Origin of the sequence: Neptunicella sp., assembly GCF_048268085.1 — a bacterium.
Taxonomy (GTDB): Bacteria; Pseudomonadota; Gammaproteobacteria; order Enterobacterales; family Alteromonadaceae; genus Neptunicella.
This window is the reverse complement of sequence record NZ_JBLWWF010000009.1, coordinates 60,369-81,599: the sequence shown is the minus strand read 5'-3', so window position 1 is coordinate 81,599 and position 21,231 is coordinate 60,369. Positions and strand designations below refer to the sequence as shown.

Below are 21,231 nucleotides of genomic sequence, written 5' to 3'. Positions count from 1 at the left end.
AAAATTGGAGCGGGAAACGAGACTTGAACTCGCGACCCCAACCTTGGCAAGGTTGTGCTCTACCACTGAGCTATTCCCGCATATAGAAGTCATTGAAAACTAAATCCCTGTTTAGATCATTCAGGGTTAACTTGTTGCCTGAATATCTGCTATCAAAACATCCTGTCTTGATTGAGTTTAGAAAATTTGGAGCGGGAAACGAGACTTGAACTCGCGACCCCAACCTTGGCAAGGTTGTGCTCTACCACTGAGCTATTCCCGCATGATTAAATTTTCTAGCGCCTACAACAATAAGCGGACGCGCATTTTACAAAAATAATCGCCAGACGCAAGCCTTAATTGAGTTAAACCTGTCTAAATGCGCAGTAAATGTGCTGAAAATAGGGATACGACGATCCCGTTTATCATATTTTAAAAACGTGTTGGCGGTAATACGCCAATTCGGCAATAGACTCGCGAATATCATCTAACGCCAGATGTACGCCTTTTTTGCTAAAACCGTCGAGTAACTCCGGTTGCCAGCGTCGAACCAGTTCCTTAATGGTACTAACGTCAATACTACGATAATGAAAATACGCTTCCAGTGTAGGCATATGACGGAACATAAAACGGCGATCCTGGCCAATGCTATTACCACACAAAGGTGAATCGCCTTTGCCTACGTATTTTTCAAGAAACTGAATGGTTTGGCGCACGGCTTGGTCTTCATCAACCTGACTGTCTTTACAACGTTGAGTAAGGCCTGAATTACCGTGGGTAGTCGTGCACCACTCATCCATGCCGTCTAAGACGTTGTCTGGTTGGTGGATTGCCAGTACCGGACCTTCAGCCAATACATTTAGCTCAGAATCGGTCACAATGGTGGCGATTTCCAGTATTTTATCGCTATCGGGATCCAGTCCGGTCATTTCTAAATCGATCCAAACCAAATTGGTTTTGCTCAGAGTCATGGGTAAAAATCCTTAGTCAGTGTCAATCCGCAGATGGGCAGGGTATTATAGCGGCTTACTATAATCCAACCGTAGATATTGTGGCAAAAAGAAACAAACTCACTCAACGACAAAAACGCCGTGTGTCATCCAATTTGCAAAAGCGATTGGCACAACCGGCAGATTTACTGGCTGACGAGCAATTAGGCGAACAGCAAGCCGGTATTGTGATTGGCCGTTTTGGTCAGCATGCCGATATTGAAGCTGATCAGCAGATCTATCGTTGTCATATTCGACGTAATATTCAAGATGTGGTGTGCGGTGATCGGGTTTTGTTTCGGCCCGGTAATGATTCCAACGCCAATGTCAGTGGTGTACTTGAAGCGGTTGAACCTCGTTCATCGGTATTGACCCGCCCGGACTATTACGACGGAGTGAAACCGATTGCGTCGAATATCGATCAAATCATTATTGTCAGTTCAGTGTTACCTGCATTGTCACTGAATATTATTGATCGCTATGTGGTTGCCTCGGAAGATGTGGAAATTCCACCGGTAATTCTGCTGAATAAAGTGGATTTATTGTCAGCCGAACAGCGTGAAGACGTCGAGGCGCAATTGGCATTATATGAGGATATTGGTTATCCACTGCTTTATTTAAGCTGCAAGACCGGTGAAGGTATGCCGGAACTAGCCGCATTATTAAAAGATCGAACCAGTATTTTTGTTGGTCAGTCGGGGGTGGGTAAATCCAGTTTGATTAATCAGCTATTGCCTGATGCCGAGGAAATCATCGGTGATGTTTCGGATAATTCCGGTTTAGGCCAGCACACCACTACCGCTGCAAAATTATTACATATCCCAGCCGGTGGCGATTTAATTGATTCGCCGGGCGTGCGTGAATTTTCATTATGGCACTTGCCCATTGAACGTTTAACATCCGGGTTTATTGAGTTTCGTGATTATCTTGGCGGCTGTAAATTCCGGGATTGCAAACACAAGGATGATCCGGGTTGCTTGCTACGTGAAGCAGTGGATCAGGGTAAAATAAGTCAACAGCGTTTTGATAGTTATCATAAAATACTGGGCGGGTTGAATGAGCATCGTCCAGCATATTCGACGGATAAAAAATAATAGTTAATCTGATCTAAGTTAGAATAGGTTAAAATATCGATTCAAATCACAGGAAGTACCGTTTTGTCTGATAATCTAAAAGTAAAACTTCAGTATATTATGCCTAAACATGCGCTTTCTCGCTTGGTGGGTAAGCTCGCCGCTGCGCGTGCGGGAATATTAACTACTTGGCTAATTAAGCTGTTTATCAAGCAGTATAAAGTCGATATGGACGAAGCATTACATTCTGATCCCAGCTATTACCCTACTTTTAATGAATTTTTTACCCGGGAATTGAAGCCCGGTGTACGGGAGATCAATCAGGATCCCTTGGCAATGGTTCAGCCTGTGGATGGTGCCATCAGTCAGATGGGGGATATTGAACAGGAGCAGATTTTTCAGGCTAAAGGCCATCATTACAGCTTAACGGCTTTATTGGGTGGCGATAAATTGCTTGCTGAACCCTTTGTTGACGGTAAATTTGCCACTATTTATTTGGCTCCTACCGATTATCATCGTATTCATATGCCGGTAACAGGCACCTTAACCGATATGATTTATGTGCCGGGCGAGCTGTTTTCGGTAAATCCGTTAACGGCGGCTAATGTTCCTGGCTTGTTTGCTCGCAACGAGCGAGTAGTGGCGTTGTTTGATACCAAATTTGGCAAAATGGGCTTGGTATTAGTTGGCGCTACCATTGTCGCTAGCATTGAAACCGTGTGGGCCGGAACGGTCACGCCACCCACCGGTAGTAAAGTCAATCACTGGACCTACCCTGCTCGTGGTAAACATGCCATTACCTTGAAAAAAGGAGAGGAAATGGGCCGATTCAAATTAGGCTCTACAGTGGTGGCGGTATTCTCGCCAGATATGCTGGATTTTGAATCTTTACAGGCGGGTGATCAAACTCGACTAGGACAAACCCTGGCCACCTTGATCCCGTGAATCCGGTTAGTCGCAGTCTCTATTCGCTTCACCTGGCAGTAATGCTGCTAGGTTTTACCGCGTTATTTTCGAAAGTTATCCCGCTATCGGCGACGGATATTACGTTTGGCCGTTCAATTGTGGCAACTATTACCCTGATTATATTGGTGAAGCTAACCAAAGGGTCGCTAAAATTGTACAGTCTCAAAGACTACGGTATCGCCATTTTACTTGGGCTATTGATGGCCGTGCATTGGGTTACCTATTTTGCCGCGATGCAATATTCGTCAGTCTCTGTGGGCATGATTGCCCTGTTTACCTTTCCGGTTATAACGGTGTTTTTAGAACCGTTCTTTGAAGGTATAAAGCTGGTTTGGCAGGATATTTTCAGTGCTATGGTGGTATTTTTTGGCATCTTTTTGATTGTACCGGATGTGTCACTGGACAATGATATTACGCTGGGTATCTGTATTGGAATTTTATCCGCTTGCTTGTATTCCTTGCGTAATTTAATCCATCGAAAATATTTTAATCACTATTCCGGTGCCCATGCGATGGCTTATCAAACGTTGGTCATTGCTGCCTGTTTAGTCTTTTTTATCTCCCCGGATATTGCTAATGCATCGACATCCACTTTGGGATTACTTGTCTTATTAGGCACCGTTTGTACGGCTGCTCCTCATGCGCTTATTGCCGCCTCCCTGCAACATTTGCGCGCCAAAACCTTTTCATTAGTTGCCTGTATGCAGCCTTTTTATGGTGTCACGATGGCAATGATTGTGATTGATGAAAAACCGGACTGGCAAACTATTGTGGGTGGCTTACTGGTAATCTCAGCCGCTATCTACGAAACTATCAACGCTCATAAGTTACATAACCTCAACTCAGATTAAGAGAGGGTTTTTATGCTGATTATTGCTCATCGTGGAGCGAGTGCCGCCGCTCCGGAAAATACCCTGCTTGCATTTGAAAAAGCCATTGCTTTGGGGGTGGATGGGATTGAGATTGATATTCATTCTGTCGGTGATCAATTGTTGGTGATCCATGATCGCTGGCTACAGCGTACCACCAAAACCCAGGGGCAGCTTAGCGATTATAGTTTTGAGCAATTACGTAAACTGGATGCGGGAATGGGGCAACAAATTCCCACGTTATGGGAAACGATGCAATGCCTGAATGGCCAGTGTTCGTTAAATATTGAGCTTAAAGGTATCAACGATGTGCTGCCGGTGCTTAAACATATAGACGATGCGGTAGAACAGCTTAATTTTCAATTGCATCAATTTTTGCTTTCTTCATTTAATCATCATTTATTATTTGAAATAAAACAATTACGTCCTGATATTCAGATTGGTGCATTAACCTCATCTTGTCCGCTCGACTATGCCTTGTTTGCCCAGCAATTGAATGCACTTTCGATACATATAGATATTAATTGTGTCCAACCTAAATTTATTCAGGATGCAAAACAACGGGGACTGCAGGTATATGTGTTTACCGTGGATGAAATTGCCGATTTGGATCAGTTAGCATTAATGGGAGTCGATGGTTTTTTTACTAACACGCCGGATAAAGCGCTAATACGCAGGGCGCATCAATATACGGGAGAGTTTTTAGGCTAACCTAATGATCCTCACAGGCTTTGCAATCACTGCATAACTTAAGATTAACAATATGCGCACTGATTAACAGGAAGGCGCCTACCGCAATAGTGAGAGGTTCGTAGGCGTCACCAAACATGCCTTTATTCCAGTAAATCAAACCACCAACACTCAAGCTATATAGTGGATATAACTGTCGATGGTAGCGATAAAAACCGGAAAATAATGCCCAAAATCCTACCAGTAATGAAAGAGACAGTATTGTACGTTCAAACCAGGCATCAGCAAAAAAGCTGGCTCCGATTAAAGGAGCAATAGGCAATAAAATGGGCAAGGCAAGACAATGAACAGCACATAAGCTGCTGATCCAAATGCCTACTTTATCAAGGATCCCATTTTTAGTGATGGTCATAATGAAATGTACTTATCTGCCTGAATGATTAATTAACGTTATAATATAACATTTCGTCAGTCATGCAAACGGCTATTTTAATAACCTACCGAGGCGAGTACTGTAAATATGTCCTAGCGAACGTTTTTAGCGGCGGCTAATTTGAACAATAAATTAGGGGAAAAACGTTTAATCACAGGGGCTAATCGACTAATTCCAGTGCCAATAACAATTTCATTTTTATCGGCCACAATGGCGTGAATTATTTTTTCAGCACAGCGCTGAACAGGGATGCCATTTTTAATCGAATCGACCATTTGTCCAACCGCTTGCCCATTTTCCGCTAACGCATTCACCGAGATATTGGTTTGCACAAAACCAGGGCAAACCGTTAAGACCTTTAAGCCGTTAGGGGATTCTTCTGCTCTAAGGCAATCCATATAGCCGATAATGGCATGCTTAGAAGCAGAATAACCGGACATACCTTTACCGCCAACCTTACCTGCCACACTGGCAATGGTCACTATCATGCCCTGTTGGTTGAGCAGCGTCGGTAACAATGCTTGGGTGAGGGCAATCGTGCCAAAATAATTCACTTCCATTACATTGCGCTGTACGTGCAGTAATGTATCGCGTGCGCTGCCCCGTTGGGATAAACCCGCATTGTTAATTAGCATATCAACCTGTAACCCTGCTGCTAGCTGCTGGTCAACCAAAGCGGCTACGGTTTCAGGTCGGGATAAATCCAGTGGCACAATACTATGCTGTTGGCTATTGGTGAGCTCATTTTTAAGCTGCTGGAGTTTTTCAGCATTACGTGCCGACAGGATTAACAGTGCTCCTTGATCGGCCAGTTGCCGAGCCAGCTCTTCGCCAATTCCAGAGGATGCTCCTGTGAGCCAGATGGTTTTGTTGTCTATCTTCATTGACTATCCGGTGCCAGTTGAACTGCTTTAGGCGTAGCGGGCTGCTTTTCGTGTTTGTTGGCCAGCAACAGATGTTCAGCGCGAAAATCAAAGATCTGACTGGCGGGAATTAACTCAATTCCGGCCGCGTGAAGCTCGGGCAAATGCTGTTGTAAAAATTGGATAGTCATCGGGTGTGGGTGAGCAATGCCAACCGCCTGCCGATATTTTTTGGCGATCTTGACCAGGCGCTGAAACTGAATATTCATTTGTACCGGATCTAAAGTGTGATCAATAAATACATTACGGTGCCAGGCTAATACTCCGGTTTTATGGGCAATTTTTTCAGCTTTGCTATATCGGGTGGTGCGGCTATCCACAAAAAATAGTCCTCGTTTGCGCAAAAAGTCCATAGTGGTGGACATTGGCAAAGTCAGTTGGGTAAGTTTGCTGCCCATGTGATTATTGATCCCCACTGCATTGGGAATATCGTCTAAGGCACTTTGTAACTTTCGCGTGATTAATTCCGGTTGCATGGCTGAGGTAATTGTTCCGGGACCGGGATTGTTGCCAGCCAATGATTCCATTGGCATGTGTAACATCACTTCACGGTTTTGCTGTGCTGAACGATGGGAAAATTCGGCCGAAAAAGGCGTGTGTGGCAAAATTGCAAACGTTACTGCAGCAGGTAAATCGAAGGCACTTTCATCGATTCGGCTATTACCCATATCATCGATAATTAAGGCAATACTGCCAGCGTGCAACAAAAATGCACAACTGTAGCTCATTAAAAATAGTATCGTTCGTTTCATCAATCCGTCTGCTGTTAACGGCTAAGCCATTGACTGGGGTTCACCGGTGAACCTTTATGCCTAATCTCAAAATATAGTCCGGGACGAGACTGTCCTCCGCTTTGTCCCACCAATGCTATGGTATCGCCTTTTCGCACGGTTTCGCCCACTTCTTTTAGTAGTGCTTGATTATGTCCGTATAAACTCATATACCCTTCACCGTGATCCAGCGCAATCACCAATCCAAAGCCTTTTAACCAGTCGGCATATAACACCTGGGCATCCTGAACGGCCTGTACCGGTGCGCCTTCATTGCTGTAAATCAATATGCCTTTCCAGCGTACTTGCCCTTGTCGCCTATCGCCAAACAGTCTGCGCATCTGACCTTTTACCGGATGTAGCAAGTGGCCTTTTAATTTGCCTAATCCGACTAGCGACACCGCCCCTGTGGAACTTTGTCGTTCAGCGCGCTCTTGAGCAGCCTGCAAAGCTTGTAACAAGGTTTGCTCATTGATTTGTAATTGCTCGACTTTGGCCGCTTCCGAGTCAATCTTTTTATTCAGCGATGCCAAGGTGACCTGTCGTGATTTTTGCTGGGCTGCGAGTTGTTTCTGTTGCTGTTTTTGTTCTGCTTGCAATGATTCTAGTTGTTGCTGTTTGCTAATCAGTTGCTTGGCAATATCATCGAGTTCAATGCCCAGTTGCTTGAACTCATCTATTTGTTGCTGACGTTCAGCGTTGAGATACTGGTAATAGGTCAGCATGCGTTCAAATTTACTGGCACTTTGCAAATTAAATATCATTTTTGCGTAGTCATGATTACCGGCCATATAAGCAGAACGCAGTTGTTTGGCTAACACTGCTTCTTGTTGAGCCTGTTTTTTTTGTAGTTTTTTTTGTCGTTCTGTTAACGCGTTTTGTTGCTGCTGGTTATCGGCCAGTTGTTTGCCTGTTTCATCTAACTTTTTGGCACTGCTGGCGATAGCTAATTCTTGTTTTTGTAGTTGAGCCTGGAGTTCTTTGGCGGTGGCTAGATTTGATTCAATCAGTTTTTGCTTTTGTTTGATTTGCTGTTGTAAATCTTGCAGCTGTTGCTTGTCTTCTTCTTGGCTATGAGCCACACAACAAAACAGCATGGCGCCCGCGAAAAGGCAGTGTCGCCATGTGTTCAACTTAACGCAAGATAAATAGGGCAACAGCCGCTTACCTAGTCTTTTAGTGTCATGATCGGGGTGCCTGTCATTTCAGCCGGTTGAGGCATACCCATCAGATGTAACATAGTAGGAGCCACGTCACTTAAGGTGCCTCCGCTACGTACATTGGCATCACGACCAAAATAAATAAAGGGTACCGGTCCACTGGTGTGGGCGGTATGTGCCTGACCACTGTCTGCATCAACCATTTTTTCGGCATTCCCATGGTCGGCTGTAATCAGACATTCGCCACCGACCTTTTGTAAGGCTTCGGTAACCCGTCCAATACAATGGTCTACTGCTTCGCACGCTTTTATCGCCGCTGATAACACGCCAGTATGACCAACCATATCACCGTTTGGATAGTTGCAAATAATCACATCAAATTTGCCTGATTCGATCGCCCCTACCAGCTTGTCGGTCAGTTCGGTTGAGTTCATTTCTGGTTGCAAATCATAGGTTGCTACATCGGGAGAAGGCACCAAAATGCGTTCTTCACCGTCATAGAGTTCTTCCCGGCCACCACTATAGAAAAAGGTAACATGGGCATATTTTTCGGTTTCAGAAATACGCAATTGGGTTTTGTGATGCTGGGCCAACCAGTCACCCATTACATTTTTTAATTCTTCTGGTGCAAAGGCGATAGGGGCATCAATACTCGCAGCGTATTGGGTAAGCATGACAAAGGCGGCAAGTTGCGGCGTGCTTTGACGTTCAAAACCGTCAAAGTCTTTATCCACAAACGCGTGAGTAATTTCGCGCGCGCGGTCAGCCCGGAAGTTTAAAAATAATAATGTATCACCGTCTTCCATTGGTACGGCGTCACCAATCACGGTGGCGGGAACGAATTCGTCATTTTTGTCGTTAGCATAAGCGGCTTGTAAACCTTCTACCGCACTGTTCGCTTGGCTGCCTTTGCCTTGTGTCATCAGATCATAAGCGGCTTGTACCCGATCCCAGCGGTTATCCCGATCCATTGCATAGTAACGACCTACAATAGTTGCGGTTTTGCCTACACCCAGTTCTGCAAATAAAGCATCCGCTTGTTTTAATGCCCCTTCAGCGCTTCTGGGTGGCGTGTCACGGCCATCCATAAAGGCATGCAAATAAATTTTCTTCGCACCTCGTTGAGCGGCCAGTTTAATGGCGGCAAAAATGTGATCCTGATGGCTATGTACGCCTCCATCAGAAAGTAACCCCATTAAATGCACGGCCTTGTCGGCCTTTACCGCTTTATCGATACTGTCGACCAAAACCGGATTGCTGAAAAAGTCACCATCCTGAATAGATTTGGTAATACGGGTGAAGTCTTGATAAACAATACGACCGGCGCCCAAGTTAACATGGCCGACTTCGGAGTTACCCATTTGCCCGTCTGGCAAACCTACGTCTAATCCTGAACCTGAAATTAGTGTATTAGGATATTGCTCAACTAATTTGTCCAGAACCGGAGTATTGGCCTGAGCAACAGCATTGTTGGTGGTATCTTCGCGATAGCCCCAGCCATCCATAATGATCAGTACCAAAGGTTTGCGATTTGACATTTAATAGCTCCATAGTGATTGATGACAGCCCATTTTAGCCTGACTGGGGTGATAAACAACAGGGGATCCCGCAGTTATTGTGCTTATCGGCCAAAATATTTACAGCTCTGCCAATAAGTTATCGATGTGAATCAGCTTTAGGCTGGTTTAAAGATGGTTTTTCTATATACTTTGCAGTCATTTTTTCACCATCCCGTCATTCATTTTTAAGGGGAAAAGATCAACATGCAGCAATTAATAGAATTTGTGGGTAACCATTATTGGTTAGCCGGTGCTTGGGTTGTATTATTTTTTGCCATTCTGTTTGGTTTTATTTCGGCGAATATGTCGCCAATCAAAGAAATTGGTACTCATGATGCAACATTACTGATCAATAAAAATGACGCAGTTGTGGTCGATATTCGTCCTGCAGCGGAATTTAAAAAAGGTCATATACTGGATGCCAAGCAGCTTAAAGCCGAACAAGTTAAAAATGCTGACTTTGGAACACTTGAAAAATATCGCGACAAACCCATTATTGTAGTTTGTGCCATGGGTATGACGGCAAAACGCACTGCCGGTCAAATGCTCAAAGCTGGTTTTTCTCAAGTGAAAGTACTCAAAGGCGGTATGAACACTTGGTTAGGTGCAAATCTTCCAGTAAGTAAATAGGCGTAAAATGGCAAAGGTAGAAATTTACACTAAGGCATATTGTCCCTATTGCATGCGGGCTAAAGCGCTATTAGCGCAAAAAAACATTACCTATCAAGAATATAAAATTGATCAACAACCAGAACTTCGGCCGCTAATGATAGAGCGGGCGAGCGGAGGTTCAACCGTACCGCAGATCTTTATTGATGATCAGCATATCGGTGGTTGTGATGAGATGATGATGCTAGAAGCTCGAGGTGGACTCGATCCCCTGTTATCGCTCTAAGGTAAATATTAATATATAACCATCCACTATTTTAGCCATTTGGCGAAATCAAAAAATTTAGGAATAATCATGACTGATGAAGTTAATAACAACGGCGTTGATGCCGCAGCAGCACCAGAGGCTCAAGCACCACAGTTCGCCATTCAACGTATTTATTTAAAAGATCTTTCTTACGAAGCTCCACATGCGCCAACGGTTTTCAAAAAAGAATGGAAACCGGAAATCAAACTGGATGTAGATACGCGCAGCAATAAAATTGAAGAAAATTTGTATGAAGTCGTGTTGTCGATTACTGCAACAGCATCATTAGGTGAAGAAACCGCCTTTTTAATCGAAGTACAGCAAGCCGGTTTATTTGCTATCGGTGACATGCCCGAATTGCAAGGCGCACAAATGTTGGGTGCATATTGCCCTAATGTCTTGTTCCCTTATGCCCGTGAAGCCATTTCCAATATGGTTAACCGTGGCACTTTCCCACCGCTGAATTTGAATCCGGTTAACTTTGATGCCGTATTTGCCGCTTACATGCAAAAACGAGCTCAGGAAGCTCAAGCTGCCAAGCAGCAAGCGGATGCATCTGCTGCTGACGCATGAAGCAATGTACCGGTAAATTAACGGTTTTAGGAGCGGGCTCTTATGGCACCGCTCTGGCTATTTGCTTTGCTCGCAATGGCATCGATACCTGTTTGTGGGGTAGAAATACTGCCCAAATGGAGTTGCTTGCCAGCGACGGGATTAATCAGCAATATTTACCGGATGCTCCTTTTCCTGAAGCGTTACATGTCGAACTGGATCTAGCCACTGCACTTGCACATAGCCAAGATATATTAGTGGTGGTGCCAAGCCACGCGTTTAGCGATATGTTGCGTCAAATAGAACCATTTTTAACCCCGCAACATCGTGTCGCCTGGGCTACCAAAGGGTTGGAGCCAGAAACAGGCGGTTTATTGCAAGATGTTGCCCGCGGCATTTTAGGCCAACAACGCGCGTTGGCGGTATTGTCAGGCCCAACATTTGCCAAAGAAATGGCGGCGGGATTGCCGACGGCTATTTCTGTTGCCTCCACTGATGAAATGTTTGGTGATGATATTGCCAGAATGCTGCATTGCGGCAAAACCTTCCGGGTTTATCGTAACAATGACTTTATTGGTATTCAGCTAGGTGGCGCGGTTAAAAACGTGATTGCCATTGGGGCCGGGTTAGCCGACGGTATTGGTTTTGGTGCCAATGCCCGTACCGCATTAATCACCCGCGGATTAGCCGAGCTGACTCGCTTAGGTGCCGCGCTGGGGGCTAAACCCGAAACCTTTATGGGAATGGCCGGCTTAGGCGACTTAGTGCTCACTTGCACCGATAATCAATCACGTAATCGTCGTTTTGGTTTGGCATTGGGTCAAGGTAAGTCGATTGAACAAGCCATGAAAGAAATTGGTCAAGTGGTAGAAGGTTATCGAAATACTAAAGAGGTACATTTGTTGTCACAACGGGAAAAGGTAGAAATGCCAATTACCGAACAAATCTACCAAGTATTATACCAAGGCAAGGCACCCAAAGAGGCCGCGTTAGCTTTGTTGGGACGTTCACAAAAAACCGAATAATCCCCTTTTTAAGGCTATTTGTCCGCCTTTAACTGTATAACAACTTGCAGTCCACCTTCAGGCTGATTGACCGCAAAAAGTTTTCCTCCCATACCTTCTATTGCTTTGGCGGCAATGGCTAACCCAAGCCCTACACCACCGGAGTCGCGACTGCGGGATTCTGCGGTCCGATAAAACGGAGTGAAAATTTTCTCCAGCTCAGCCTCCGGAACCCCCGGTCCATCGTCCATAATGGTTAATTCAATCTGGTTGTTGGCGGTTTTATGCAAGGCTATGTGTACTCGATTAGTCGCGTATTTAATCCCATTGCGTAGCAGGTTTTCGATCGCGCTGGCGAGTAATGCTTGGTTCGCATAAACAGTAATATCACTAAGCAGCGTTGTCTGGATGGTTTTATTTAACGCGTTAGCTTCGAAAATGGCATCATCGATTAGCGGTTCTAGTAGGGTATCTAACTGAACAGGCTGAAAAACAATCTTGTTTTGCTGAGCATCCAATCGTGACAGGGCTAAAATTTGCGCCAACATGGCATCAATCCGTTGCGCCTCGGTTTCGATTCGTTGCAACTGCGGAATTTCCTGTTCAGCGTTTTGCTGGGCAATACCAATAGCAACCTGTAACCGGGCTAGTGGTGAGCGAAGTTCATGGGATATATCAGCTAACATGCGTTTTTGGCCGGTGACCAGTTGCTCAAGTTGAGTCGCCATTTGATCAAACTCTCGTCCAAGCTGGCCAATTTCATCGTGTCGATAACGGGTTTCACCCGAGCGGGTAGTTAAATCACCCGCCGCCATTTTAATCGCGGCTGATTTGAGGCGGCGTAACGGTTTTACCAGAGACCAAGTGAGCAATAAGCACAATAAGCCACTGATTAAGATAGCAATGCCGATCAATAAAATGGGAGGCTGATGCTTCATATCGCGAAAAAAGGTCGGGGGCAAGCGTTTACCCACGAACAGCCGATAGTGTTGTTGATCGATGGTAATTGTAGCCGGTCCGATAAACCTCCATCCAGGCAGCATGATTGAAAACGCAGAAGGCTGGTCGATCAGATCTAAAAATACGTCCTGCATCGGTAAGTGTTGTGGTGCAAAGCCATAAATAAATTGGTTATTTTGTGGATTGAGTAATAACCAGTTTGAATGGCTGCGAGATCCCAAACGACCAAGTAACTGGGATATTTCCTGTTTTTCCAGATCTCGCTTGTCGCGCTTTTCAATATACTGATTTAACCGTTTTACCGAGTTAGTCAGGATTTGCTGATCCTGACTTTGCATGGGCTGCAACGTTCTTTCCATGGCGATCTGTCTGGCAATCCACGCGGTACTGAAAATAATCAGCAACATCGCTAACCAGAACCACAAAAAAATTCGTCCAAATAGACTGTTTAACGGATTGAATTTGGTGAGCGATATCATAGTAGCGACTCGATAAAGATGTATCCGGATCCACGTACGGTTTTGATTTTTTCTTTATCGCTATATTGAGCGAGTTTTTTGCGTAGGTTACTGACATGCATGTCGATACTGCGATCGAAGGCGGCCAGTTTGCGTCCTAAAACTTGTTCGTTAAGTTGTTGTTTACTCACTAATGTACCGGCATGACTCATTAAAATCTGTAACACCCCGAATTCAGTGCCGGTCAATTCGACAGGTTGGCCGTTGCATTGCAAACTTTGATTAGTTGGATTTAATGACAGTTCAACACTATTGATCGATAACATTTGGGTATGATTGGCCAGATTGTCTATGCGACGCACAATTGCCTTGATTCGAGCTGAAAGCTCACGGGGATTAAATGGTTTGGGCAGGTAATCATCTGCGCCCAATTCCAGACCGAAAATACGATCAAAGTCATCTCCTTTGGCGGTTAACATCAGTACCGGAGTTAAATGGGTTTGACGCAGTTTTTTTAACACCTCAAAGCCGTCCATCACCGGTAACATTACGTCCAATAGGATCAGGTCAAAATGATTAGAAGACGTTGCCATGGCCAAACCGCTTTGCCCATCATGTGCCACTGCAATGCTGTACTCTTGTGGTGACAGGTATTCGGTTAACAGGTCAGTCAGTTCCAGATCATCATCGATCAATAGAATGGATTTGGGCTGCATCAATGTGACTCCTAACTTAGATAACCCTAATGCTACTGGCTAAGCATAATATGCAAAAGGATTTCGCCTCACCTTTACACAAGCTTTACAGTTGCTTTGCGTAACTTTGCATTGTAACGCCTAAGCTGTATTCGACTATTCGAAAGAGGAATTAATATGCAACAGATTAAAGTTCTACCTAAATTTATTAAACCCATTACGTCATTATTGTTAGTGGCGGCATTATTTTCACAACCTGTTTTGGCTCATCCTGATGGTGGTAAACCTGCCGGATTGCGAGGAGTACTTAGCCAGTTAGCACTTACAACGGAGCAACGACAGGCTATTCATGAACTCGTTAAGCAAGGACGAGAAAGCGGCCATGAGTATTGGCAAGATCGTTACCGCGTGGGTGAACAACTTAAATCATTGATTCAATCAGACCGTTTTGATCAAACCGCAATAACGGAGCTATTCAATAGTGATATGCAGCAAAAGACGCAAAAGCAATGGCAAAAAGCCCAGATGCTGCACTCGATCTGGAGTCAATTAACTGAACAACAGAAGCAAAAATGGGCAGACTTAGCCGAGGAGAGAGATTTTTTCGTTGAACTTCATCATCGGGATGAACCACGTTTAGGCCGGCTAGAATTAAGCGATGCCCAAAAGCAGCAGATCAAATTGCTGCGCGGTGATATGCAAGCAATAAGTGAAACATTCCATAGTGAAATGCAGGTCATCAAACAGCAGCAGCGTGCCTTGATCACCAGTGAACAGTTAAATGAACAGGAATGGCAACGTCTGCAACAGCAGAGTGTGCCTAAAATGGTAGCCTTTGCGGTTGCACGGGCAGAAAACAAACACAATATTTGGCAAGTTCTGACTCCGCAACAACAGCAAAAACTGCAACAGCGAATGGAACACCGTCAACAAAATGGTTATCAACAACCGCATCACCGATTGTTTTCATAACAATTTCGGCAGACAGGTTAGGGTAACGGTCAACAACGATCCGTTACCCTGATGACTATACGGCGCCGGAAAAATCCAGTTGGCGCCAGGCTTCATAGACAAATACTGAAACGGCGTTAGATAAATTCATACTACGACTATTAGGCAACATAGGAATGCGTAATCGCTGCTCCATGGGGAGGGAATCGATAATATCCATTGGAAGACCGCGGGTTTCAGGGCCAAATAATAATGCGTCACCTGCCTGATATTGAGCATCTGCAAAATTGGCCGTGCCTTTGGTGGTACAGGCAAATAGTCTTTTGGGTTGTCGCTGTGCCAGGTAACTCTCCAGATCGGGATAACGCTTCACATTGGCAAATTCATGATAATCCAGTCCGGCACGACGTACTTTTTTGTCTTCCCAATCAAAACCCAAGGGTTCGATTAAATGTAATGCAAAGCCAGTGTTTGCGCACAGACGAATAATATTGCCAGTATTAGGGGGAATTTCAGGTTGATATAAAACAATATCCAGCATTGAATTCTCATTATGTTGTTAGCCGTTAATAACACGGTAAGTCAGCAAAAATAGGCGCCAGCATAGGAAAAGCGCAATAGGGTAAATTTATCTCATCCGGTGCGGACTACGCTACTTTTTACTCATATTAGCCAATTTGCGCAGAAAACTTTCAAGTTGACCATTATCGCTATAATCCAAATTATATTTGCCATGAAAATACAGGGTCAGTGTGACCTGATTAAATTTTAAAAAGCAGGTGTAACCATCAAAATCATGCCAGGCTTCCATGTCCTGATAGTAATAATGGGTCTCGCGTTTCTCACCTTTTTCACATACCTGATTAAACACGCTCAGTGCTTGCTTTGTATTCAGTTCATTTTCCAAGATAAGCTCCGTATTGAGGTTAAGTGATTATCTTACCGCATCTGGCGGTGTTTCTGCCATTACATCAGGTTATACTAGCCCTATCAGAGTTTGTTAAAGATAGAATATTCAACCAGTTATGCAGTCACATCAACATACCGAACATTATGGTTTTTGGGTTAAATTAGCGACCACGTTGGCGCTGGTCGCAGCGGCGAGCATGATTGTGGTCAAGGTTATCGCCTGGTATCAAACCGATTCAGCCACGATGCTGGCGTCGTTAACCGATTCGATATTTGATGTGATGGCCTCAGTGATCAATTTCTTTGTGGTGCGTTACGCCTTGATGCCTGCTGATGATGATCATCGTTTTGGCCACGGTAAAGCTGAGTCATTAGCCGGATTGGCGCAAGCCGCTTTTATTATTGGCTCGGCGTTGTTGCTGATATTTCATAGTATTGATCGACTCAAGAATCCCCATCCGGTTAGTCGCCCTGAACTGGCAATCTATGCCACTATTTTCAGTGTGGTAATTACTTTGTTGCTGGTTCTGGTGCAGCGTATTGCGATCCGTAAAACTCAATCGGTGGCGTTAAAAGCCGACTCGATGCATTACCAGTCGGATTTACTAATGAATATGGCCGTCCTTTTAGCCATTTGGCTAACGACTAAAGGATTTTCCAGTGTGGATGGCTGGTTTGCCATTGGTATTGCCATCTATCTTATTTGGGGGGCACGAGAAATTGCAATGGAATCGGCTGCGGCGTTGATGGATAAAGAGTTACCTGCCGAGTTTACCCAGCAAATTGAGCAAATAGTTAAGCAGCAACCCCTGGTTTATGGTGTGCATGATATTCGCACTCGCCAATCGGGTATGACCAAGTTTGTGCAGTTTCATTTAGAGCTAAATGACGATATGAGTTTATTTGATGCCCATCGGATTTCGGATAAAGTCGAGGCAGACATTATGGCTGCCATCCCAGAAGCGGATGTACTGATCCACCAGGATCCAATTTCAGTGGTGAAAAAAGATTAGTTGACGGCCACCTCTAATGACCTTGGAAAAATGTCAGAATATGGTTCATGACAGGAATACGGTATTGGTCTTTTTCCATCAGTAATTCGTGATTGGCTCCTTCGATTACCATTTTGGCGCAATGGGGGATGTTGTCACACACTTCATTCTGAGCCTTATTGTCCACAATAATATCATTACCGGCCTGCAATACTAATGTAGGCAGAGCAATTTGCGCGGCACGTAAGTGAATTGAATCTATTGCTGAAAGAGCGCTATCCAGCCATTTAAAGGTCACTCCCCCTAACTTGGTTTGCGGGGTGTTTTCATATTCTTGTCTAAATATTTTATAACGCAGTTTGCTATGACTCAGGGTATTGACAGCAAAGGGAACCGAAAGGTAATCCGTCTGCCCGATAAAATACCAGCTCTTATCTGAAAATAGCCCGTTGAGCGCAAGGCCGGAGCTAATTAACGGCGTACCAAGCCAATCGGGCAATGGTGACTTTATTCCAAACATGGGCGAAGAAAACGCCACGGCAGAAAAATCATCGGGATAACGCAACACATATAACGCCCCAATCGCACCACCCATAGAATGACACAGCAATTTGGGTTTATGCTTGGAATGAGGTTGCACCACCTGAGTGTAAAACTGTTTTAAATCATCGACGTAATCATTAAAGTCATCGACATAGCCTCGCTGCGGATCTTCAATCATGCGGCCTGATAATCCCTGGCCACGGTGATCGTTGATAAAAACCGAATAACCATTGTGATACAGGTCATAAATGACTTCTTTGTATTTTAACAAGGTCTCAATCCGGCCAGAGGAAATCACAATGCTGCCGATTGCATCAGGGTTAATCACATAGGCATATTCAATGGTTATATTATTTACGCCAGTGAAATTACCGGTGATGATATGTTGCTGCCAAAAAGGGACAATTTGTTCGGGGTATTGCTGTTCTAGATGTGCTTCAACAGATAAAGGAAACGCTTCAGGCATAGTATCGGCTACCGCTTGGTGAATAAACAGGATAATGAACCAGTGCCATCGCAGAAAGCTTTTCGTCATTAATCTGTTTGATCGTGAAATACGCATAGGGGGTTATTATGGCATGTAATGTAGGCAGAGATTCAATCAGAAATTAAAATTATGCGATTGAAACCCGTGACCCGGAAATACTCCGGACCACGGGTTGGTAGTTAAGCCGCGGTTTTAACTTCTTCGATCCAGTTTTCGATACGTCGTTGTAAAATCTCCAGAGGCAGTGCACCACCATCTAGTACAGTATCGTGGAAGGCTCGGATATCAAATTTTTCACCGAGCTGCTGTTCGGCCATATGGCGCAATTCGAGTATCTTAAGCATACCGATTTTGTAAGATGTCGCCTGTCCCGGCAACACCGTATAACGGCGAACTTCAGATTTTATCGCTTCGGCGGCAATGGGCGTTTTTTCCTTAAAGTAGGCAATCGCTTGTTCTTCACTCCAGCCCTTGGCATGAATACCGGTATCAACTACCAAACGCACGGCGCGCCACATTTCAGTGATGAGTCGGCCAAAATCCGAATAATCGTTCTGGTAAGCGCCCATTTCTTTGGCGAGTAATTCTGCGTATAGCGCCCAGCCTTCTATATAAGCGGTAAATCCGGCTTGAGTTCTGAATTCAGGTACCGAGGTGAGTTCCTGAGCAATAGAAATTTGCATATGATGCCCGGGCAGACCTTCATGATAAGCCACTGCTTCCATTTCGTTTTTGGGCATGGCACGCATATCGGATAAATGAGCATAGTAAATGCCGGGGCGCGATCCGTCCGGAGTACCGGGGAAATAATGCTGTGCTGCACCGGGTTGTTCGCGGAAGGCCTCCACCCGTTTTACGATTAAATCGGCTTTAGGTAAGGTGCCAAAGTATTCCGGTAGTTTTTGTTTAATAAAATCCAGATAGGCTTGGGCATCATCCAGATAGGCTTGACGTCCTTCGTCAGTATCCGGATAGAAAAATTGATCGTCGGTACGAATAAATTCGAAGAATGCATGAAGATCTCCATCAAAACCGACTTTGTTTTTTATTGCTTCCATTTCTGCGGTAAGACGTTCGACTTCATTTAAACCTAATTGATGGATTTCATCGGCAGTTAAATGGGTCGTGGTACTTTTTTGCAATTGATAGTTATAGTAAGCCATCCCATCAGGCAAGCTTGCTGCCCCTTTAGCTTGTTCATCACTGTTGGGCATATCTTTAGAGAACCAGTCGATCAATTCCTGATAGGCGGGTTGAAATTCAGTCAGTAATGCCTGCTTGGTTTCTTGCAGTATTTCATTCGCGCGTTCTTCGCTAACATTTTTATCGGCCATTAAAGCCAGAATCTTGGCTTTGGCATCCGCCCATAGTGGTGAATCGTCATCACTTTGAGTAAACGGATTGCCGGTAATTTGCGCAGTGGCTTCTTTGATTACGGCTTCATACGCATAGCGAGGAGGACGCACTGAATGGTCGGTATTCACTTGAGCTTGAGTCAGTAAATCATGGATGGCGGTGGATACCCCTCCAATACGTTTGTTATAGGCTAGCATATCGCTTTCATCGTCTACTTTATGAAAGCTGATTAGGAATTGGGCCATAAACGATTGTATGCCCTGCATCTGAGTAAAAATATAGCGGTTATGCACAAATTGCTGACCGGCAAGCTCTAGTTCGTACTGATAAACCCAAATGTCGTAGGAGGTTTTCGCTTCCAAATCCAATTTGTCATAGTCAAAGTTAGCCTTCATTTCTTTGACGGTTTCACCTTGCCAGGCTAGCATTTTTTGCTCGGCGGCCAGTGACATATCATCGATTTGGTCATATTTGTCTTTGCGGCCCAGAAAGGTCATTTCAATCGGACTCATTTGCAATTTTTCTTCGTATTTTTTGGCAAACCAGCGATTGAGTCTTTGAGTTTCGGTGAGCTTGGCTTTTGCCGCTTCCGGTGTTTTGGTGGTGGACTGCGACGTTGAATCGTTAGGCTGGCAGGCTGCCAGCAATCCAACTAAGGCGCATAATATCAGAGCATGGCGCATATTATTTTTCCTTATTGATGCCTGAGTGAGTGAATAATGCAAATGTGTTCCAATGGAAAATATATACCTAAAATCAATAAATCGCATAACTATTTGATTGCTAAGCCTTAAAGCGGCTTAGCTTGCAAGTAGCGTCGTTGTCATTTTGTTTGCTGCGATTAAGCGTTTGATGGTGGCAAACAAACCTGTCCAATCATTTTACGCAATAACGTGACAGTCGGATCAATGTAGTCCAGCGCTAAAAATTCATCTGGTTGATGTGCTTGATTAATGCTGCCCGGCCCTAATACCAGCGTGTCACAGCCCAATGAACTAATAAACGGAGCTTCGGTACAATAGTTGGCACTTTGTGCCTTGAATCCGGTTAGTTTCTCGGCGAGTTGGATAATGTCGGCTTCCTGACGGCAGGAAAAAGACGGCACGGTGGCGTACATCAATTCGCGAGTGATCCGCCCTGGCCACTGTTGCTGCAACGGCGCTAACAATTCATCCAGTTGATTGATGACTTGTTCATCGGACATACCGGGTAATAAACGAATATCAAAATTAAGTTGGCAATGCCCGCAGATGCGATTCTCGCCATCTCCGCCATGAATATGACCCAAATTCATGGTCGCTTCAGGTACGTCAAAACTGCTATCCAATCGAGCCGCTAACTGTTGTTTGAGCTTCAATAATTCGCCTATTGCCTGGTAGGTAATCTCGATGGCATTAACCCCTTTGGCTGGCGCGCTGGAATGACCGGCCTGACCTTTTATATTAAGGCTATGGGCCATGTGGCCTTTATGTTTATATATGGGCTTGAGTTCAGTTGGTTCGCCGATGATTGCCACATCGGGTTTACACCATTGCTGACTGGCAAAAAAGCGCGCCCCTGCCATGGACGTTTCTTCATCCGCACTGGCTAAAATATATAACGGTTTTTGCAGTTTATTCAGTGGAATATCTCTGAGAGCCTCTAATATAAAAGCGAAAAAACCCTTCATGTCACAGGTACCCAAACCGAACAAACGGTTGTCCTGTTCGAGCAAGGTAAACGGATCTGAATTCCATTTCCCTTCATCAAACGGCACGGTATCGGAATGACCGGCAAGCAGCAAACCACCGGTTCCCGAGCCGATTTTGGCAACTAAATTAAATTTATTCCGTGTCTCAGGCACAGGTTGAATAGATATTTCGAATCCTAAATTAGCAAAATGCTCGGCCAGATACTGAATCAGCACATGATTCGACTGGTCTAACCCTTCATCAAAGGCGCTAATTGTCGGCATTGCGATGATATTTTGGTAATGCTGTAAAAAATTCATTGTATAA

23 protein-coding genes and 2 tRNA genes are annotated in these 21,231 nt (G+C 44.6%); 10 read left to right on the top strand and 15 right to left on the bottom strand.

Annotated features, from left to right (window positions below; translation table 11 throughout):
• Positions 1 to 5: 5 nt before the first annotated feature.
• From ACTD55_RS09245 to orn, 3 genes are all read right to left on the bottom strand, one after another.
• Positions 6 to 80, bottom strand: a tRNA-Gly gene (locus ACTD55_RS09245).
• Positions 81 to 187: 107 nt separating this feature from the next.
• Positions 188 to 262, bottom strand: a tRNA-Gly gene (locus tag ACTD55_RS09240).
• A gap of 142 nt (positions 263 to 404) precedes the next feature.
• On the bottom strand, positions 405 to 950 hold the full coding sequence (gene orn, locus ACTD55_RS09235; protein ID WP_438864040.1) for an oligoribonuclease: 546 nt from the start codon (positions 948 to 950) through the stop codon (positions 405 to 407).
• A gap of 80 nt (positions 951 to 1,030) precedes the next feature.
• Between orn and rsgA the strand changes: the two genes are divergently transcribed.
• The 4 genes from rsgA (at position 1,031) to ACTD55_RS09215 (ending at position 4,587) form a co-directional block, all read left to right on the top strand.
• A complete protein-coding gene (rsgA, locus tag ACTD55_RS09230; protein WP_438864039.1) occupies positions 1,031 to 2,062 on the top strand; it encodes a small ribosomal subunit biogenesis GTPase RsgA in 1,032 nt (343 codons plus the stop codon).
• 63 nt (positions 2,063 to 2,125) lie between these two features.
• Positions 2,126 to 2,986 (top strand): archaetidylserine decarboxylase, encoded by an 861-nt coding sequence (gene asd / locus ACTD55_RS09225; protein ID WP_438864038.1) that lies wholly within the window; start codon positions 2,126 to 2,128, stop codon positions 2,984 to 2,986.
• A complete protein-coding gene (locus tag ACTD55_RS09220; protein WP_438864037.1) occupies positions 2,983 to 3,858 on the top strand; it encodes a DMT family transporter in 876 nt (291 codons plus the stop codon). Before asd ends, ACTD55_RS09220 begins: the two co-directional genes overlap by 4 nt.
• Before the next feature lie 12 nt (positions 3,859 to 3,870).
• Complete coding sequence (locus ACTD55_RS09215; protein WP_438864036.1) at positions 3,871 to 4,587, top strand: glycerophosphodiester phosphodiesterase; 717 nt, start codon at positions 3,871 to 3,873, stop codon at positions 4,585 to 4,587.
• Between the two features lies 1 nt (position 4,588).
• On the opposite strand, the gene ACTD55_RS09210 is transcribed toward ACTD55_RS09215, so the two are convergent.
• The 5 genes from ACTD55_RS09210 to gpmM form a co-directional block, all read right to left on the bottom strand.
• On the bottom strand, positions 4,589 to 4,978 hold the full coding sequence (locus ACTD55_RS09210; RefSeq protein WP_438864035.1) for a MerC domain-containing protein: 390 nt from the start codon (positions 4,976 to 4,978) through the stop codon (positions 4,589 to 4,591).
• Positions 4,979 to 5,091: 113 nt separating this feature from the next.
• Positions 5,092 to 5,883, bottom strand: a complete 792-nt coding sequence (locus ACTD55_RS09205; RefSeq protein WP_438864034.1) for an SDR family oxidoreductase — start codon at positions 5,881 to 5,883, stop codon at positions 5,092 to 5,094.
• A complete protein-coding gene (locus ACTD55_RS09200; protein ID WP_438864033.1) occupies positions 5,880 to 6,674 on the bottom strand; it encodes a divergent polysaccharide deacetylase family protein in 795 nt (264 codons plus the stop codon). The genes ACTD55_RS09205 and ACTD55_RS09200 overlap by 4 nt, the downstream gene beginning before the upstream one ends.
• Before the next feature lie 14 nt (positions 6,675 to 6,688).
• Positions 6,689 to 7,774: a murein hydrolase activator EnvC family protein gene (locus ACTD55_RS09195; protein WP_438864032.1), complete on the bottom strand. Its 1,086-nt coding sequence runs from the start codon at positions 7,772 to 7,774 to the stop codon at positions 6,689 to 6,691.
• A gap of 86 nt (positions 7,775 to 7,860) precedes the next feature.
• A complete protein-coding gene (gene gpmM / locus ACTD55_RS09190; RefSeq protein WP_438864031.1) occupies positions 7,861 to 9,390 on the bottom strand; it encodes a 2,3-bisphosphoglycerate-independent phosphoglycerate mutase in 1,530 nt (509 codons plus the stop codon).
• A gap of 225 nt (positions 9,391 to 9,615) precedes the next feature.
• Between gpmM and ACTD55_RS09185 the strand changes: the two genes are divergently transcribed.
• The 4 genes from ACTD55_RS09185 (at position 9,616) to gpsA (ending at position 11,904) form a co-directional block, all read left to right on the top strand.
• Entirely contained in the window at positions 9,616 to 10,041 is a 426-nt protein-coding gene (locus ACTD55_RS09185) for a rhodanese-like domain-containing protein (protein ID WP_438864030.1), read from the top strand.
• 7 nt (positions 10,042 to 10,048) lie between these two features.
• Positions 10,049 to 10,306 carry a glutaredoxin 3 gene (grxC, locus tag ACTD55_RS09180; protein ID WP_438864029.1) on the top strand — a complete coding sequence of 86 codons (258 nt, stop codon included), beginning with the start codon at positions 10,049 to 10,051 and terminating at the stop codon, positions 10,304 to 10,306.
• Between the two features lie 69 nt (positions 10,307 to 10,375).
• Positions 10,376 to 10,900, top strand: a complete 525-nt coding sequence (gene secB / locus ACTD55_RS09175; protein ID WP_438864028.1) for a protein-export chaperone SecB — start codon at positions 10,376 to 10,378, stop codon at positions 10,898 to 10,900.
• Complete coding sequence (gene gpsA / locus ACTD55_RS09170) at positions 10,897 to 11,904, top strand: NAD(P)H-dependent glycerol-3-phosphate dehydrogenase (protein ID WP_438864027.1); 1,008 nt, start codon at positions 10,897 to 10,899, stop codon at positions 11,902 to 11,904. Before secB ends, gpsA begins: the two co-directional genes overlap by 4 nt.
• A 14-nt stretch (positions 11,905 to 11,918) precedes the next feature.
• Here gpsA and ACTD55_RS09165 read toward each other — a convergent pair whose 3' ends face one another.
• On the bottom strand, positions 11,919 to 13,268 hold the full coding sequence (locus ACTD55_RS09165; RefSeq protein ID WP_438864026.1) for an ATP-binding protein: 1,350 nt from the start codon (positions 13,266 to 13,268) through the stop codon (positions 11,919 to 11,921).
• A 50-nt stretch (positions 13,269 to 13,318) separates the two neighbouring features.
• Positions 13,319 to 14,017 carry a response regulator gene (locus ACTD55_RS09160; RefSeq protein WP_438864025.1) on the bottom strand — a complete coding sequence of 233 codons (699 nt, stop codon included), beginning with the start codon at positions 14,015 to 14,017 and terminating at the stop codon, positions 13,319 to 13,321.
• A gap of 156 nt (positions 14,018 to 14,173) precedes the next feature.
• On the opposite strand from ACTD55_RS09160, the gene ACTD55_RS09155 reads away from it, so the two are divergent.
• A complete protein-coding gene (locus ACTD55_RS09155) occupies positions 14,174 to 14,968 on the top strand; it encodes a Spy/CpxP family protein refolding chaperone (RefSeq protein ID WP_438864024.1) in 795 nt (264 codons plus the stop codon).
• Positions 14,969 to 15,023: 55 nt separating this feature from the next.
• Here the strand turns inward: ACTD55_RS09155 and trmL are convergent, their stop codons facing one another.
• A complete protein-coding gene (trmL, locus tag ACTD55_RS09150; protein WP_438864023.1) occupies positions 15,024 to 15,488 on the bottom strand; it encodes a tRNA (uridine(34)/cytosine(34)/5-carboxymethylaminomethyluridine(34)-2'-O)-methyltransferase TrmL in 465 nt (154 codons plus the stop codon).
• A gap of 111 nt (positions 15,489 to 15,599) precedes the next feature.
• The gene (locus tag ACTD55_RS09145; RefSeq protein WP_438864022.1) at positions 15,600 to 15,854 is read right to left on the bottom strand and encodes a DUF3081 family protein; all 255 of its coding nucleotides are present in this window, start codon (positions 15,852 to 15,854) and stop codon (positions 15,600 to 15,602) included.
• 118 nt (positions 15,855 to 15,972) lie between these two features.
• On the opposite strand from ACTD55_RS09145, the gene ACTD55_RS09140 reads away from it, so the two are divergent.
• The gene (locus ACTD55_RS09140) at positions 15,973 to 16,869 is read left to right on the top strand and encodes a cation diffusion facilitator family transporter (RefSeq protein ID WP_438864021.1); all 897 of its coding nucleotides are present in this window, start codon (positions 15,973 to 15,975) and stop codon (positions 16,867 to 16,869) included.
• Positions 16,870 to 16,882: 13 nt separating this feature from the next.
• On the opposite strand, the gene ACTD55_RS09135 is transcribed toward ACTD55_RS09140, so the two are convergent.
• The 3 genes from ACTD55_RS09135 to argE form a co-directional block, all read right to left on the bottom strand.
• A complete protein-coding gene (locus ACTD55_RS09135) occupies positions 16,883 to 17,926 on the bottom strand; it encodes an alpha/beta fold hydrolase (RefSeq protein WP_438864020.1) in 1,044 nt (347 codons plus the stop codon).
• Between the two features lie 131 nt (positions 17,927 to 18,057).
• On the bottom strand, positions 18,058 to 19,917 hold the full coding sequence (locus tag ACTD55_RS09130; protein ID WP_438864019.1) for a DUF885 domain-containing protein: 1,860 nt from the start codon (positions 19,915 to 19,917) through the stop codon (positions 18,058 to 18,060).
• Between the two features lie 158 nt (positions 19,918 to 20,075).
• Positions 20,076 to 21,224 (bottom strand): acetylornithine deacetylase, encoded by a 1,149-nt coding sequence (gene argE, locus ACTD55_RS09125; RefSeq protein ID WP_438864018.1) that lies wholly within the window; start codon positions 21,222 to 21,224, stop codon positions 20,076 to 20,078.
• Between the last annotated feature and the right edge of the window lie 7 nt (positions 21,225 to 21,231).

Excerpts from the sequence above, each read along its gene's own strand:
- gpsA (WP_438864027.1), top strand. The coding sequence starts at position 10,897 with ATGAAGCAATGTACCGGTAAATTAACGGTTTTAGGAGCGGGCTCTTAT.
- ACTD55_RS09185 (WP_438864030.1), top strand. The coding sequence starts at position 9,616 with ATGCAGCAATTAATAGAATTTGTGGGTAACCATTATTGGTTAGCCGGT.
- ACTD55_RS09160 (WP_438864025.1), bottom strand. The coding sequence starts at position 14,017 with ATGCAGCCCAAATCCATTCTATTGATCGATGATGATCTGGAACTGACT.
- ACTD55_RS09210 (WP_438864035.1), bottom strand. The coding sequence starts at position 4,978 with ATGACCATCACTAAAAATGGGATCCTTGATAAAGTAGGCATTTGGATC.
- ACTD55_RS09200 (WP_438864033.1), bottom strand. The coding sequence starts at position 6,674 with ATGAAACGAACGATACTATTTTTAATGAGCTACAGTTGTGCATTTTTG.
- ACTD55_RS09205 (WP_438864034.1), bottom strand. The coding sequence starts at position 5,883 with ATGAAGATAGACAACAAAACCATCTGGCTCACAGGAGCATCCTCTGGA.
- grxC (WP_438864029.1), top strand. The coding sequence starts at position 10,049 with ATGGCAAAGGTAGAAATTTACACTAAGGCATATTGTCCCTATTGCATG.
- ACTD55_RS09155 (WP_438864024.1), top strand. The coding sequence starts at position 14,174 with ATGCAACAGATTAAAGTTCTACCTAAATTTATTAAACCCATTACGTCA.
- orn (WP_438864040.1), bottom strand. The coding sequence starts at position 950 with ATGACTCTGAGCAAAACCAATTTGGTTTGGATCGATTTAGAAATGACC.
- gpmM (WP_438864031.1), bottom strand. The coding sequence starts at position 9,390 with ATGTCAAATCGCAAACCTTTGGTACTGATCATTATGGATGGCTGGGGC.
- ACTD55_RS09135 (WP_438864020.1), bottom strand. The coding sequence starts at position 17,926 with ATGACGAAAAGCTTTCTGCGATGGCACTGGTTCATTATCCTGTTTATT.
- trmL (WP_438864023.1), bottom strand. The coding sequence starts at position 15,488 with ATGCTGGATATTGTTTTATATCAACCTGAAATTCCCCCTAATACTGGC.
- ACTD55_RS09215 (WP_438864036.1), top strand. The coding sequence starts at position 3,871 with ATGCTGATTATTGCTCATCGTGGAGCGAGTGCCGCCGCTCCGGAAAAT.
- ACTD55_RS09140 (WP_438864021.1), top strand. The coding sequence starts at position 15,973 with ATGCAGTCACATCAACATACCGAACATTATGGTTTTTGGGTTAAATTA.
- ACTD55_RS09130 (WP_438864019.1), bottom strand. The coding sequence starts at position 19,917 with ATGCGCCATGCTCTGATATTATGCGCCTTAGTTGGATTGCTGGCAGCC.
- secB (WP_438864028.1), top strand. The coding sequence starts at position 10,376 with ATGACTGATGAAGTTAATAACAACGGCGTTGATGCCGCAGCAGCACCA.
- argE (WP_438864018.1), bottom strand. The coding sequence starts at position 21,224 with ATGAATTTTTTACAGCATTACCAAAATATCATCGCAATGCCGACAATT.